Origin of the sequence: Streptomyces sp. Act143 (assembly GCF_003143935.1) — a bacterium.
Lineage (GTDB): Bacteria > Actinomycetota > Actinomycetes > Streptomycetales > Streptomycetaceae > Streptomyces.
In genome coordinates this window covers 8,475,187-8,490,110 of the sequence record NZ_QFRX01000001.1, presented here as the reverse complement: position 1 = coordinate 8,490,110, position 14,924 = coordinate 8,475,187, and the positions used below count along the sequence as shown (strand labels likewise).

Genomic DNA, 14,924 nt, shown 5'->3' with positions numbered 1-14,924 from the left:
CTATAAAGAGGCGGGATGGGTCGGCACAACCCGGGTAACCGCATCCGCATGGGCGAGATCCTCGTGGGCACGTGTTCGTGGACCGACCGGGCACTGACCGGCAGCGGCTGGTATCCGCCGGGGCGGCGGGACGCCGAGGGGCGGCTGCGGCACTACGCCGGGCGGTTCCCCGTCGTGGAGGCCGACTCGGCGTACTACGCGCTGCCCGACGCCCGCACCAGCGCGCGGTGGGTGGAGCGGACGCCGAGCGGCTTCGTCTTCGACGTGAAGGCGTTCTCACTGCTCACCGGTCATCCGACCCGGAGTTCCGTGATGCCGGGCGGGCTGCCCGCCGAGCCCGGGGACCCGGCGGTGCTCGACGCGGTGTGGGCGCGCTTCACCGAGGGGATCGAACCGCTGCGGGCGGCCGGCCGGCTCGGCAGCGTGCTGTTCCAGTTCCCGCCCTGGTTCCGGCCCGGACAGCGGGCCGGGGCCTTCCTGCGGGAGTGCGCCGAGCGGACCGCCGGGTGGCCGGTCTCCGTGGAGTTCCGGCATCCCGGCTGGTGGCGCCGGGAGTGGGCGGACGTGACCACCGCCCTGCTCGCCCGGTACGGCATGGCCGCCGTGGCCGTCGACATGACGCAGTCGCTCTCCTCGTCGATCCCGCCCGTCGCCGCGGTCACCTCGCGACGCCTGTCCGTCGTGCGCTTCCACGGACGCAGCTCCGCCTGGGGCACGGGGAGCAAGGAGGACCGGTTCCGGTACGAGTACGGGGAGGCCGAACTCGCCGAGTGGCTGCCCCGGCTGCGCTCGCTGGCCGGGCGGGTCGACGCGCTGCACGTGCTGTTCAACAACTGCTGCGGCACCGCGGCCGTCCGCGCGGCCGAGACCATGCAGCACCTGCTGGCACGGGACGCTCACCGCACGGCGGCACGGGACGACGCGGGCGCTGCCGGCCCGGCGCCGGGGGCTACGAGGCGCGCCGGCGCCCGCAGCGAGGGTCCTCGGCAGGCGGGGAAGTCGGTGCGGGAGCAGTAGCCGACGAACCTCGCCGGTCGCACCGGTCTCCCGGTCAGCAGGGCGTCTCGGACGGAAGCCGAGAGGGTCCCGCACGCAAGGCGGGCACCGGACTCATCCCGGAAGGACGTCGCGGCGCCCCAGAAAAGCCAACAACCGGGCGTCCGGCGGCGCGCAGGGCGCCACCGCGACCGGCGCGGCGAAGCGCACACCCCGGTCCTCCGCCGCGACCACGCACCGGGCCACCGGCAGCAGGTCGGCGGCCAGGGCCGCCGGGATGGGCCGTGACCGGCCGCACGCCTGGGCGACGTCCCAGCCGTGCACGGCGATCTCGACGGCGCCGACCGCGCCCATCACCCGCACGTCCAGCGGCCGTTCCCCGACCAGCACCGCACCCTCGGCCCCGGCCGCCCAGGCGCCGAGCACGGCACACGCGCGCGTACGGAAGCCGCAGCCCCGGTCGGCCTGCGGCAGCAGCCCGATCCGGCCGCCGGTCAGCCCCTCGTGCAACGCGTCCAGGGAGTCGTCGAGATGCCCGAGCAGCTCCCCCAGGTCCCACTCGGCGCACGGAGTGGCCCGGCCGAGGCCCATGGACTCCGCGCCGGCGACGCTCCCGAGCGCGTAGGCGAGCGACCGTTCCAGCAGCTCCCCCACGTTCACGCCGGCACCCCCGTCGGCGCGGAGGCCCTCAGCGGCTCCTCAGGCGCCGCTGAGCGGCTCCCGAGCCCCGCGGGCAGCGGACGTCGCCCGCGGCCCCGCAGGGCCGTCAGACACATGCTGGTGGCGCTCCTCATGGCCACTCCTCTCGCCGATCACACATACAGACCGGCGAGAGGGCCAGAACACATCGGTGCGCACGGCCACGGGCAGACCCGAGGAACGTCCAAGGAAACCCGCGAAGGGCCTAGAGGTCGACTTCCTTCATCAGCATGCCGACCTCGGTGTTGGACAGCCGACGCAGCCAGCCCGACTTCTGGTCGCCCAGGGTGATCGGGCCGAATGCCACGCGCACCAGCTTGTCGACCGGGAAGCCGGCCTCGGCCAGCATGCGGCGCACGATGTGCTTGCGGCCTTCGTGCAGGGTGACCTCGACCAGGTAGTTCTTGCCGGTCTGCTCGACGACCCGGAAGTGGTCCGCCTTCGCGTACCCGTCCTCCAGCTGGATGCCGTCCTTGAGCCGCTTGCCCAGGTCGCGCGGGATCGGGCCGACGATGTGCGCGAGGTAGACCTTCTTCACGCCGTACTTGGGGTGGGTCAGGCGGTGCGCCAGCTCGCCGTGGTTGGTGAGCAGGATGACGCCCTCGGTCTCGGTGTCGAGCCGGCCGACGTGGAAGAGCCGCGTCTCCCGGTTGGTGACGTAGTCGCCGAGGCACTGGCGGCCCTCGTTGTCCTCCATGGTGGAGACGACACCGGCGGGCTTGTTCAGCGAGAAGAACTGGTACGACTGGGTGGCGACGGTCAGGCCGTCGACCTTGACCTCGTCCTTCTCCGGGTCGACGCGCTTGCCCTGCTCCAGGACGATCTCGCCGTTGACCTCGACCCGCGCCTGCTCGATGAGCTCCTCGCAGGCCCGGCGGGAGCCGTAGCCCGCGCGCGCGAGGACCTTCTGGAGCCGCTCGCCCTCCTGCTCGGCGCCCGGGAAGGTCTTGGGGAGCTTCACGTCCTTCTTGTTCGCGTACCGCTCCCGGTTGCGCTCCTCGGCCCGCGCCTCGTACTCACGGGAGGTCGCCGGCACCCAGCGGCCACGCCCGGTGCCACCCTGCTTGGGTCCGCCCTTGGCGCCGCCGCGCGCCGAAGCGCCGCGCCCGGACTTCGGACCCTGCGGAGAGGCTCCGGGACCGACGTCGTACTGGCGCTCCTCGGGGCGCGGCTTCTTCGGCCGGCCGCCCTGCTTGTCGTCACGGGAGTTGCCGGCGCCGCGGTAGTTACCGCGGCCACCGCTGCTCCCGCCGCGGCCGCCGCTGTTGCCACCACGGCTCCCGCCGTTGTTTCCGCTGCTGTTCCTGCCGCTGCTGCTTCGCATCAAAGTTCCGTCTTGTCGTCTGCGTCCTCGGAATCCGGAGCGTCCGGATCGAACGACGGCACCCCTTCCTGGGTCTCGGCCTCGATCGCCTCCGCCTCCGGGAGGAAGGGCGCGAGCTCCGGGAGCTCGTCCAGACCGCGCAGGCCCATCCGCTCCAGGAAGTAGTTCGTCGTCGTGTACAGGATCGCACCTGTTTCGGGTTCCGTGCCCGCCTCCTGGACCAGACCCCGCTGGAGAAGGGTGCGCATCACCCCGTCACAGTTCACTCCGCGCACCGCCGAGACCCTGCTGCGGCTGACCGGCTGCCGGTAGGCGACGACCGCGAGCGTCTCCAGCGCCGCCTGGGTGAGCCGGGCCTGCTGCCCGTCCAGGACGAAGCCCTCGACGGCCGCCGCGAACTCCGGCCGGGAGTAGAACCGCCAGCCCCCGGCGATCAGCCGCAGCTCGAAGCCGCGCCCCTGCACGGTGTACTCGTCGGCCAGCTCCCGCAGCGCGTCGCCGATCTGCCGCTTGGGCCGCTGGAGGATCTTCGCCAGGTGCTCCTCGGTCGCGGGCTCGTCCACGACCATGAGGACGGCCTCCAGGGCCGGCTTGAGGTCGAGGCCGGCGACGGTGCGCAGCCCGGCCGGGATCTCGGTGGTCTCCTCGCTCACGGCTTGTCCTCCTTGGGCGGCTCGGGCGGCCGGTCGAACTCGTCGGTCACCATCGGCGTCTCGTCCCCCTCGCCACCGGTCCAGCGCACGATCAGGTCCCCGAGCGCGGTCTCCTGGTCCAGGGCGACGGCCTTCTCCCGGTACAGCTCAAGGAGCGCCAGGAACCGAGCGACCACGGTGAGGGTGTCGTCGGTGTCCTCGACCAGCGCCCGGAAGCTGGCCTCGCCGAGTTCCTTGAGCCGGGCGACGACGATCCCGGCCTGCTCCTGCACGCTGACCAGCGGGGCGTGGATGTGGTCGACGTACACCTGCGGCTTGGGCTTGGGCTGCATCGCCTTCACGGCGAGCTTGGCGAATCCTTCCGCCCCGATGCTGATGACGACCTCGGGCAGCAGCTCGGCGTGGTGCGGCTCCAGGCCGACGGTACGGGGGTGGCGGCGGGCCTCGTCGTCGAGGCGCTGGTTGAAGATGTCCGCGATCTGTTTGTACGCGCGGTACTGGAGCAGCCGCGCGAAGAGCAGGTCCCGCGCCTCGAGGAGGGCCAGGTCGGCCTCGTCCTCGACCTCGGCGGCGGGCAGCAGCCGGGCGGCCTTCAGGTCGAGCAGGGTGGCGGCGACGACGAGGAACTCGGTCGTCTGGTCCAGGTCCCAGTCCGGGCCCATCGCCCGGATGTGCGCCATGAACTCGTCGGTGACCTTGGACAGCGCGACCTCGGTCACGTCCAGCTTGTGCTTGGAGATCAGCTGGAGGAGGAGGTCGAAGGGGCCCTCGAAGTTGGCGAGCCGGACCTTGAAGACACCGCCGTCGGGTTCTTCCGCGACCGGCTCTTCGACCACGACCGGCTCTTCGACCACGACCGGCTCGGGCACCTCTGGCACCTCATGTACCTCAGGCGCCTCGGACACCCCCGGCCCCCGGCCCAGCGCACGCCGCCGACCGGCGGCTGCGCCGGAGGCGGGGACGGGAACGTCGTTCGAGGTCATGGCCCCCGCAGGCTACCGCTACCGCCCGCGAAGCCGTCGTACGAGGATGCTCGCGTCTCCGCGGGACTCCAGATCGGCCAGCACCACGGCGACCGCCTCGCGGACGATGCGCCCGCGGTCGACGGCCAGTCCGTGCTCGCCGCGGAGGACCAGGCGCGCGTGCTCCAGGTCCATGAGCTCCTCGGCGGAGACGTACACGGTGATCTTCTCGTCGTGCCGCTCACGGCCACTGGGGCGGCGCGCTGCCGCCCTTCCGCCGCCCCGCTGCTTGCGCGGCGCGGCGGCGGCAGAACCTTCCTGCGCGTCCTGACGTCGCGTGGAGCGCTCGGCCGTGGTGCCCCGGCTGCGGGACTCCCCGGTCTCGGTCGGCTCCGTGGCCACGTGCTCCGCCCCGTCGCCGTCCCCGCCCTGGGCGGGCACGGAGTGCGGCGCGTCCTCCGCCACCACCCCGTCGCTCTCACCGGCGGGCGCGGGCACCCGGGCGTCGCCGTTGGCCCCCCGCCGCGGAGTGGACGGCTGGAGCGCCATTCCCCCTGTCGTACGGAAGAGTTCGTCGGCCCCCGGCAGACTCACTCGGCGTGACACCGGGCGAGCACCTCCCTGGCGAGCTGGCGGTAGGCGGCGGCACCGACGGAGTTGGAGGCGTACGTGGTGATCGGCTCACCGGCGACCGTGGTCTCCGGGAAGCGGACCGTGCGCCCGATGACCGTGTGGTAGACGTGATCGTCGAACGCCTCGACCACGCGGGCCAGGACCTCGCGGCTGTGGACCGTGCGCGAGTCGTACATCGTGGCGAGGATGCCGTCGAGCTCCAGGTCGGGGTTGAGCCGCTCCTGGACCTTCTCGATGGTCTCCGTCAGCAGGGCGACACCACGCAGCGCGAAGAACTCACACTCCAGTGGCACTATCACCTTGTGCGCGGCCGTCAGCGCGTTCACGGTCAGCAGGCCGAGTGACGGCTGGCAGTCGATCACGATGTAGTCGTAGTCGGCCATGAGCGGCTTCAGGGCGCGCTGCAGGGTCGACTCACGGGCGACCTCGGAGACCAGCTGGACCTCCGCCGCCGACAAGTCGATATTGCTCGGCAGCAGGTCCATGTTGGGGACCGCGGTCTTCAGCAGGACCTCGTCGGCCGCCATGCCCCGCTCCATGAGCAGGTTGTAGACGGTGAGGTCGAGCTCCATCGGGTTGACACCGAGACCCACCGACAGCGCGCCCTGCGGGTCGAAGTCCACGAGCAGCACCCGGCGTCCGTACTCCGCGAGCGCGGCACCCAGGTTGATGGTCGACGTGGTCTTGCCGACGCCACCCTTCTGGTTGCACATCGCGATGATCTTCGCGGGTCCGTGGTCGGTCAGCGGGCCCGGGATCGGGAAGTACGGCAGCGGGCGACCGGTCGGGCCGATGCGCTCGCGGCGCTGGCGGGCAGCGTCGGGAGCGAGCGTGGCCGCGTACTCGGGGTCGGGCTCGTACTCGGCGTCGGGGTCGTAGAAGTGCCCCTCGGGCAGTTCGTCGTAGTCGGCGAAGTGGTTGTGGGGCGCGCCACTTCCGTCGCCGGCCATGGCGTTCACGTGATGGCCATCCATGCTCTGGTGTGCTGACAGAGTCGTCCCTGTCGTCTGGTGACTCTGGTGGGCTGCGAAGGTGCGCACCGCAACGGAGCCGACAGCCTCGAACCCCGCGGGACCCTGGTCCCGTACCGGCATTCCTGGTTGACCACCCCCGGGAGTAAATGTCGACTCATTCACAAGTCGTCTTACCTCCTTGGTGACCAGGAAACTTCTAGACAGGTCAGCGTTGCACCATGCCGACAGTCGGCGACTCTATGGCGTGTCGGGCGTCCGCAGCAACACAATCCACCGGACCCGGCCCGATGTGTCGGCAATGAAACATCCCGCTGTCAAGGGCGTACGGCCGTCGCACGGCAGGTTTCACCGGTGTGCGAATCGACCAAAGGGTTACGTTCGAGGCGAGTTGGCCGAGAGCCGCAAAGTGACCATACACACATCCGGCCGGACCTTGTCGGGCAAGGTCCGGCCGCGTGTGCGTCGTTGACGCGCCTTGTTGACGTATCGCCTTTACGAAAAGGTGACTTAGCCGATCAGCGTCTCGAGGTCCACGTGCTCCAGGCCGTGCGCCTCGGCGACCTCGCGGTAAACGACCTTGCCGTCATGGGTGTTGAGACCCTTGGCGAGCGCGGGGTCGCGGCGCAGCGCCTCCACCCAGCCGCGGTTGGCCAGTTCGACGATGTAGGGCAGCGTCGCGTTGGTGAGCGCGTAGGTGGAGGTGTTGGGCACCGCGCCGGGCATGTTGGCGACGCAGTAGAAGACCGAGTCGTGGACCTGGAAGGTCGGCTCGGCGTGCGTGGTCGGGTGGGAGTCCTCGAAGCAGCCGCCCTGGTCGATCGCGATGTCGACAAGGACACTTCCGGGCTTCATCCGGGCGACGAGCTCGTTGGTGACCAGCTTCGGGGCCTTGGCGCCCGGGATGAGCACCGCGCCGATGACGAGGTCGGCGTCGAGGACGGCCTTCTCCAGCTCGAAGGAGTTGGACATGATCGCCCGGACCTTGGTGCCGAAGACCTTGTCGGCCTCGCGGAGCTTGTTGATGTCGCGGTCGAGCAGCGTGACGTGGAAGCCCATGCCGACGGCGATCTGGGTGGCGTTCCAGCCGGAGACGCCGCCGCCGATGACGACCGCCTTCGCGGGCTGGGTGCCGGGGACGCCACCGGGCAGGACGCCGCGGCCGCCGGCCGAGCGCATCAGGTGGTAGGCGCCGACCTGCGGGGCCAGGCGGCCCGCGACCTCGGACATCGGGGCGAGCAGCGGCAGGGCGCGGCTCGGCAGCTCGACGGTCTCGTAGGCGATCGCGGTGGTGCCGGACTCGATGAGCGCGTCGGTGCACTCCTTGGAGGCGGCCAGGTGCAGGTAGGTGAAGAGCGTCTGGTCCTTGCGGAGGCGGTGGTACTCCTCGGCGATGGGCTCCTTGACCTTCAGCAGCAGGTCGGCGGTGGCCCACACCTCGTCGGCGGTGCCGAGGATCTGTGCGCCCGCGGCGACGTACTCCTCGTCCGGGATCGACGAGCCGACACCGGCGCCCTGCTCGATGACGACCTGGTGGCCGTGGCGCACCAGCTCATGCACGCCGGCGGGGGTGATGGCCACCCGGAACTCGTTGTTCTTGACCTCGCGGGGGATGCCGACCTTCACGTCGATCACGGTCCTTGGCTCAGAGGGTGTGGGCAATACAGAAGGCGCCACAGGGGGCAATACAACACATACCCGGCCATGCATGAGCACACCAGGATGCACCGCAGGAGAAGGTGCGGCAGAGCCAGTCTAATGAAGGTGTTCCCGCTGTCTAGCCTTTCATTGCATCAATCTTCAGCGGGTGTACTACGGATTTCGCAGGCATCAGGGTCATGTTTCGGAGGATCGGGCCGTTCCGGTTCCGCTTCCGGCTCCGCGAGCTCCTCCCCCAGCAGCCGCTCCGCGGCCCCCCGGTGCAGCGCCGCGGCGGTGGGATCGCCCAGGTGCTCCAGGGTGTCGGCCAGCCTCAGCTGCAACGCGGCCTGCAGCCGTACGTCCTCCGCGCGCCGCGCCCACTCCACCGCCTCCTGGCAGGTGCGCAGCGATTCCTCGGGGCGTCCGGCGTACTCCTGGACGCGCGCGAGCTCGCTCAACGCCCGGGCGTGGGCGCCGACATCGCCCTCCTTGCGGTACCCGGCGACCGCGGCCCGCCAGCCCCGCAGCGCCTCGCCGTAGCGGCCCGCGTAGGTGTGGGCGGCGGCGATACGGCCGTACAGCCGGGCGGCGTCCGCGCGCTCGTCGCGGGCCAGGCGCTGGGCCAGGGCGCGGCCGAACCAGTCGGCGGCCCGGTCGTAGTCCCCGAGCTCCAGATGCGCGCCGCCTACGGATTCCATCGCGCGGCCGGTCGCATACGGATCATTTGCTGCGCGTCCGGCGTCCAGGGCGGCCCGATAGCGGACCAGCGCGTCGGCCGTGCGCCCCGTCTGCGCGTCCAGATCACCGAGGTTCAGCAGTGCCGCCGCCTTCTCCCGGGGCAGCTCCCGGCGCTCGGCCACGTCCAGGACGAGCCGGTGGATGCCGTACAGGTCGGGGGCCGCGGCCTGGGTGCCGAAGTGCGCGACCATCGCCCTGACCAGCTGGGACATCAGCCGTCGGGCCAGGGTGTCGAGCTCGCCGTCGGCGACCGCGAGGCGGGCGGCGGCCAGCAGGGCGGGTCTGCGGATGCGCAGCCAGTCCTCGGCGGCCCGGGGGCTGGGAAAGCGCAGGGAGCGGGGCATGCCCTGGAGCTTCTCGCGGGCCTCGGGGTTGTCCGTCTCGGTGATGGCACGGCAGGACTGGAGCAGCCGTACCGTCCGCTCCAGCATCCGGGCGCGGGCCAGCTGGAGCTCGGCGGGGCGGTCCTGGGTCTCGGCGAGGGAGGTCAGCAGGGGGTGCAGACAGGCCGGCACCTCGTACTGCGGCAGCGGGGACTCCACGGCGTGCAGCAGGCCCAGGGCGACGAAGTCGTCGAGGGTGGTGCGGGCACCGCCCACCGAGCAGCCGGCGAGGGCGGAGGCGGTGTGCGGGTCGACCAGGCCGGCCGGGGCGAGGGAGAGCAGGCGCAGTATCCGGGCGGCGGGGCTGGGCAGCGAGCCGTAGGCGAGGCGGAAGACCCGGGTCAGGGGCGTCCCCTCGTCGCCCTCGGCGTGCAGGTGCTTGGCGAGGTCGGCGACGGCGGCCTTCGGCCGGGCGGCGAGCCAGCCGCCGGCCATCGTGAGCGCGGCGGGCTGGGCCTGGCACACCTCCACCAGGCCCTCGGCGGCACAGGGGTCGACGGTGATGCGGACCGAGCCGGTGTGCCGGGTCAGCAGCTCCAGGGCGGACTTGGTGTCGAGGCCGCCGAGGGTGCACGGGCGGACGTCGGAGATGCCGGTGAGCGGGCCGTCGGACACCGCGACCACCAGGCAGTCCGGGGTGTCCGGGAGGAGGGCGTCGACCTGGTCGACGGTCACCGCGTCGTCGAGCAGGAGCAGCGCGCTGCGGTCGGCGAGGGCCTCCCGGAGCGCCGCCGTGAGGTCGTCCTCGGCGGCACCGGCCGGAGTGGGCCGGTCCAGGGCGGCGAGCAGTTCACGGGCGGTGCGCTCGACGGGGACGGGGGTGCCGTCGGGCTCGCTCAGGCGGGCCTTGAGCACTCCGTCGCCGTAACGGTCCGCGACCTGTCGTACGAGCTCCTCGGCGAGCGCGGTGCGGCCGGAGCCGGGGCGGCCGGCGATGAGCAGCACACGCGCGCGGGGCGCCTTCTTCCCGGACAGGGTGTCGAGACCCGCCCGCTCGATGTCGGCGCGGAGCTCCTTCAACTCCCGTGTCCGGCCCAGGAAATGACCCTCGGCCGACAGCTGAACGCCGCTCGTGTCCACCGCCTGATCCGTCACGGGCCACACTCCCGTCCCACCGCACGCGCAAGCCCGCCGGGACTCCGAACGGGCATTTACAGAGCGTAGTTCACGCTCTGCAACGTTCCTGGTGGAGCGCGGCGGACAGGTCGCCCGATCGGATCAACCGATGGTCACACCGGGAGTGTTCAGGAGGCGAAGGGACGGGCCGGCCAGGGGGCGTCCGCGGGGCGCAGGGCGTCGAGCCCGTCGCCCTGCTGCGCGGCCACCAGCGAAAGCACGCCCACCACCAGGCAGTTGTTGTGCAGCTCGCCCGCGAGGACACCCCGTACGAGCTCGTCGAGAGGCACGCGCGCGTACTCCAGGTCGATCTCCTCGTGCTCGACCTCGAAGCGTTCGCCGTCGGCCTCGGACAGATCGCGGGCCAGGAAGATCCGCACGGCCTCGTCGCAGCCGCCGGCCGTGGTGTAGACGTCGGTCAGCACCCGCCAGTCCTCGGCCTTGACGTGCGCCTCCTCGTACAGCTCGCGCTGAGCGGCGTGCAGCGGGTTCTCGCCGGGCACGTCGAGCAGGCCGGCCGGGATCTCCCACAGCTTCTGCCGGACCGGGTGGCGGTACTGCTTGATCAGCAGCACCCGGCCCTCGTCGTCGAGGGCAAGGACGCCGACCGAGCCGGGGTGGACCTGGTAGTCGCGGCGGACGACCGTGCCGTCGGGCATGACCACGTCGTCGGTGCGGACGGAGGTCTTGTTGCCCACGAAGGGGGTCTCCGTCGCCCGGATCTCCCACTCCTCGGGGGTGTCCTTGATCGTCATGCCCTGTCCTTCCGCACGTGCACCAGGAAAACCGGGGCGCCCGCCTTTGAATGCGGACGCCCCGGCCACCGTACAACTGTTGTGTTACTTCGAAGTCTTCCGCTCGACCGCGGCCTTCACCAGGCCCGCGAACAGCGGGTGCGGACGCGTCGGCCGCGAGCGCAGCTCCGGGTGCGCCTGGGTGGCGACCAGGTAGGGGTGGACCTCGCGCGGGTACTCGACGTACTCGACGAGCTTGCCGTCCGGGGAGGTGCCGGAGAACAGGATGCCCGCCTTCTTCTCCAGCTCCGCGCGGTAGGCGTTGTTCACCTCGTAGCGGTGGCGGTGCCGCTCCTCGATGTACTCCTTGCCGTCGTACACCTCGCGCACGATCGAGCCCTCGGCCAGCTTGGCCGGGTACATGCCGAGCCGCATGGTGCCGCCCATGTCGCCCTCACCGGCGACGATGTCGAGCTGCTCGGCCATGGTGGAGATGACCGGGTGGGCGGTGGCGGAGTCGAACTCGGTGGAGTTGGCGTCCGGGATGCCGGCGAGGTTGCGCGCGGCCTCGATCACGATGCACTGCAGACCCAGGCAGAGGCCGAGCAGCGGGATCTTGTTCTCGCGGGCGTAGCGGATCGCGCCGACCTTGCCGAGCACGCCGCGGTCACCGAAGCCGCCCGGGATGCAGATGCCGTCGACGTCGGCGAGCTGCGCCGCGGCACCGGCCGGGGTCTTGCAGTCGTCCGAGGTGACCCACTTGATCTTCACGCGGGCCCGGTTGGCGAAGCCGCCCGCGCGCAGCGCCTCGGTGACCGAGAGGTAGGCGTCGGGCAGGTCGATGTACTTGCCGACCAGGGCGAGGGTGATCTCGTGGTCGGGGTTGTGGACGCGGTCGAGCAGGTCGTCCCAGGTCGTCCAGTCCACGTCGCGGAACGGCAGGTCCAGCTTGCGGACCACGTAGGCGTCCAGGCCCTCGCCGTGCACGGTCTTGGGGATGTCGTAGATCGAGCGGGCGTCGGGGCAGGCGACCACGGCGGCCTCGTCGACGTCGCACATCAGGGAGATCTTGCGCTTGATCGCGGTCGGCACCTCGCGGTCGCAGCGCAGCACGATCGCGTCCGGCTGGATACCGATGTTCCGAAGGGCCGCAACCGAGTGCTGGGTGGGCTTCGTCTTCAGCTCTCCCGACGGGCCGATGTACGGCAGGAGGGAAATGTGGACCACGAAGACGTTGTCACGGCCGACCTCGTGGCGGACCTGGCGGACCGTCTCCAGGAACGGCAGCGACTCGATGTCGCCGACCGTGCCGCCGACCTCCGTGATGACTACGTCGACCTCGTCGGTGGCCATACGGCGGATGCGGTGCTTGATCTCGTTGGTGATGTGCGGGATGACCTGCACGGTGTCGCCGAGGTACTCGCCGCGCCGCTCCTTGGCGATGACCGTGGAGTAGACCTGGCCTGTAGTGACGTTGGCGCTGCCGTCCAAGTCACGGTCGAGGAAGCGCTCGTAGTGTCCGATGTCCAGGTCGGTCTCGGCGCCGTCGTTGGTGACGAAGACCTCTCCGTGCTGGAAGGGGTTCATCGTGCCCGGGTCGACGTTCAGATACGGGTCGAGCTTCTGCATGACGACGCGCAGGCCGCGGGCCTTGAGCAGCATCCCCAGGCTGGAGGCCGTCAGGCCCTTGCCGAGAGAGGAGGCGACACCCCCGGTGACGAAGATGTGCTTGGTCGTCGTAGATTTCGGCGGCATGGCCAAGAGGGGGCTCCCGTGGTCGCGATCTGGGGTGCGGGGCGGCGCTGCGGCCGGGGATTCCCGGCGTCGCCGTCGCTGCGGTCGGGGGCTTTGTCCACCACCGGTCCACGGGCTACCAGGGTATCAGCGCCTCGGGGGGATGGCTTCCGGCCACGCTCCGCGCTCGTGTCGACACAGACGCTCACCCGTCACGGGTTTCTTACCAGCTGCTCACCCGTTCGGCTCACCCGCGTTGCCCGGAGCGGCACACAGATCATCTACGTGCGTCGTATCCTGCTCGGACATTCGCTGCCGAGCCCGGCCGGCAACACGGCACCACCCCCCGCCCGTAAGCACCGGAACAACGTGAGCTCGTCAGTTCGTTGAGAAGAGATCGTCGTTTTGCCCAGCGGCAGAGCGACTGCTTTGCTTCACCGCTCAACGACGCATTACAACGACCCTTTGACCGCACTAGCGACAGCCCCCTTTTCCCTGAGGGGGTGACGTGGCCGTTCGACTGGAGTTGCACGTGGCCGGGCGCATCGAGGACTACGCACTCATCGGAGACATGCAGACCGCTGCGCTGGTCTGCCGGGACGGCACAGTGGACTGGCTGTGCCTGCCCCGCTTCGACTCGCATGCCATCTTCGCCGGTCTGCTGGGCACCGAGGAGCACGGCTTCTGGCGCCTGGGACCCGCGCATGCCGCGGACGCCGAGCCGCCCACCGCGGCCCGGCGGACCTATCGCGGCGACTCGCTGATCCTGGAGTCCGAGTGGGACACCCCGCGCGGCACGGTCCGGATCACCGACTTCATGCCGCCGCGTGACGGCGCGCCGCAGCTGATCCGGATCGTGGAGGGCGTCTCGGGCCGGGTCCCGATGCGCTCGGCCCTCAGGATGCGGTTCTCGTACGGGCGGGTCGTGCCGTGGGTGCACAAGCACGACGGGCGCACGGTCGCCGTGGCGGGCCCGGACTCGGTGTGGTTCGACACCGACTGCGAGACCTACGGCAAGTCGCTGACCACGTACTCGGACTTCACGGTCGCCCCGGGTGACCGGATCGCGTTCACCATCTCCTGGCAGCCCTCGCACAAGGAACCGCCCGCGCTCCCCGAGCCGGAGCAGTCCCTGGAGCTCACCGAGGAGTTCTGGCGCGACTGGGTGGAGCACTGCACGTACCACGGCCCCTACCGCGAGGCCGTCGTCCGCTCGCTGATCACGCTGAAGGCGCTGACGTACGCCCCGACCGGCGGCATCGTCGCGGCCCCGACGACCTCGCTGCCCGAGGACATCGGCGGCGTCCGCAACTGGGACTACCGCTACACCTGGCTCCGGGACGCGGCGATCACCTTGTCCTCCCTGCTGCGCACCGGTTACCGCGAGGAGGCCCGCGCCTGGCGCGAGTGGCTGCTGCGGGCGGTCGCGGGCGACCCCGAGAACCTGCAGATCATGTACGGCATCGCGGGTGAGCGGGAGCTGGGCGAGGCGGAGCTGGACTGGCTGCCGGGCTACGAGAACTCCGCGCCGGTCCGGGTCGGCAACGGCGCGGCGCACCAGCTCCAACTGGACGTGTACGGCGAGGTCACCGAGGCCCTGCACCTGGCCCACATGACGGGCCTGGCCCGCAACGACTACGCCTCCCTGCTCCAGCTCAAGCTGATCCGCTACCTGGAGGACCACTGGGACGAGCCGGACGAGGGCATCTGGGAGGTGCGCGGTCCGCGCCGGCACTTCGTGCACTCCAAGGTCATGGCCTGGGTCGCCGTCGACCGCACGATCAAGCTCATCGAGTCCGGGGACGCGGACGGCCCGCTGGAGCGCTGGCGCGAGCTGCGCGACGACATCCACCGGGACGTCTGCGAGAAGGGCTACGACAAGGAGCGCAACACCTTCACCCAGTCGTACGGCTCGAAGGAGCTGGACGCCTCCTTGCTGCTGATCCCGCAGATGGGCTTCCTGCCGCCGGACGACAAGCGGGTCATCGGCACCATCGAGGCGATCCAGCGCGAGCTGTCCACCTCGGACGGCTTCATCCTGCGCTACCCGACCGAGGGCGACAGCGAGGGTGTCGACGGCCTGCCCGGTGACGAGGGGGCGTTCCTGGCCTGCTCGTTCTGGATGGCGGACGACCTCGCGATGATCGGCCGCGTCGACGAGGCCCGCAAGCTGTTCGAGAAGCTCCTCGCGCTGCGCAACGACCTCGGTCTGCTCGCGGAGGAGTGGGACCCGCGCCTGAAGCGCCAGGTCGGCAACTTCCCGCAGGCCTTCAGCCACGTCCCGCTGATCGACACGGCACTGCGGCTGACGGCGTCCGGGGCCTACGGAGGCTGACGGGC

General features: G+C 70.9%; 12 protein-coding genes. 2 read left to right on the top strand and 10 right to left on the bottom strand.

What is annotated here, in order from left to right:
• Positions 1–48 precede the first annotated feature (48 nt).
• Complete coding sequence (locus DI272_RS38775) at positions 49–1,017, top strand: DUF72 domain-containing protein (protein ID WP_109501271.1); 969 nt, start codon at positions 49–51, stop codon at positions 1,015–1,017.
• Between the two features lie 93 nt (positions 1,018–1,110).
• Here the strand turns inward: DI272_RS38775 and DI272_RS38770 are convergent, their stop codons facing one another.
• The 10 genes from DI272_RS38770 to DI272_RS38720 all read right to left on the bottom strand — a co-directional run bounded on the left by DI272_RS38770 (position 1,111) and on the right by DI272_RS38720 (position 12,605).
• Positions 1,111–1,656, bottom strand: a complete 546-nt coding sequence (locus DI272_RS38770) for a TIGR03086 family metal-binding protein (protein WP_109499847.1) — start codon at positions 1,654–1,656, stop codon at positions 1,111–1,113.
• Positions 1,657–1,900: 244 nt separating this feature from the next.
• Positions 1,901–3,019, bottom strand: a complete 1,119-nt coding sequence (locus DI272_RS38760) for a pseudouridine synthase (RefSeq protein WP_109499846.1) — start codon at positions 3,017–3,019, stop codon at positions 1,901–1,903.
• Positions 3,019–3,672 carry an SMC-Scp complex subunit ScpB gene (gene scpB / locus DI272_RS38755; RefSeq protein ID WP_109499845.1) on the bottom strand — a complete coding sequence of 218 codons (654 nt, stop codon included), beginning with the start codon at positions 3,670–3,672 and terminating at the stop codon, positions 3,019–3,021. The genes DI272_RS38760 and scpB overlap by 1 nt, the downstream gene beginning before the upstream one ends.
• Positions 3,669–4,655: a ScpA family protein gene (locus DI272_RS38750; protein WP_109499844.1), complete on the bottom strand. Its 987-nt coding sequence runs from the start codon at positions 4,653–4,655 to the stop codon at positions 3,669–3,671. The genes scpB and DI272_RS38750 overlap by 4 nt, the downstream gene beginning before the upstream one ends.
• 18 nt (positions 4,656–4,673) lie before the next feature.
• A complete protein-coding gene (locus DI272_RS38745; RefSeq protein WP_109499843.1) occupies positions 4,674–5,240 on the bottom strand; it encodes a hypothetical protein in 567 nt (188 codons plus the stop codon).
• Positions 5,225–6,361 (bottom strand): ParA family protein, encoded by a 1,137-nt coding sequence (locus DI272_RS38740; protein WP_109499842.1) that lies wholly within the window; start codon positions 6,359–6,361, stop codon positions 5,225–5,227. Before DI272_RS38740 ends, DI272_RS38745 begins: the two co-directional genes overlap by 16 nt.
• 387 nt (positions 6,362–6,748) lie before the next feature.
• Entirely contained in the window at positions 6,749–7,873 is a 1,125-nt protein-coding gene (ald, locus tag DI272_RS38735; RefSeq protein ID WP_181387457.1) for an alanine dehydrogenase, read from the bottom strand.
• Positions 7,874–8,031: 158 nt separating this feature from the next.
• Positions 8,032–10,095 carry a tetratricopeptide repeat protein gene (locus DI272_RS38730; protein WP_109499841.1) on the bottom strand — a complete coding sequence of 688 codons (2,064 nt, stop codon included), beginning with the start codon at positions 10,093–10,095 and terminating at the stop codon, positions 8,032–8,034.
• Positions 10,096–10,244: 149 nt separating this feature from the next.
• Positions 10,245–10,871, bottom strand: coding sequence for an NUDIX hydrolase (locus tag DI272_RS38725; protein WP_109499840.1), 627 nt, complete (start codon positions 10,869–10,871; stop codon positions 10,245–10,247).
• An 84-nt stretch (positions 10,872–10,955) separates the two neighbouring features.
• Positions 10,956–12,605 carry a CTP synthase gene (locus DI272_RS38720; RefSeq protein WP_109499839.1) on the bottom strand — a complete coding sequence of 550 codons (1,650 nt, stop codon included), beginning with the start codon at positions 12,603–12,605 and terminating at the stop codon, positions 10,956–10,958.
• Between the two features lie 511 nt (positions 12,606–13,116).
• Between DI272_RS38720 and DI272_RS38715 the strand changes: the two genes are divergently transcribed.
• Complete coding sequence (locus DI272_RS38715; protein WP_109499838.1) at positions 13,117–14,919, top strand: glycoside hydrolase family 15 protein; 1,803 nt, start codon at positions 13,117–13,119, stop codon at positions 14,917–14,919.
• Positions 14,920–14,924: the final 5 nt, after the last annotated feature.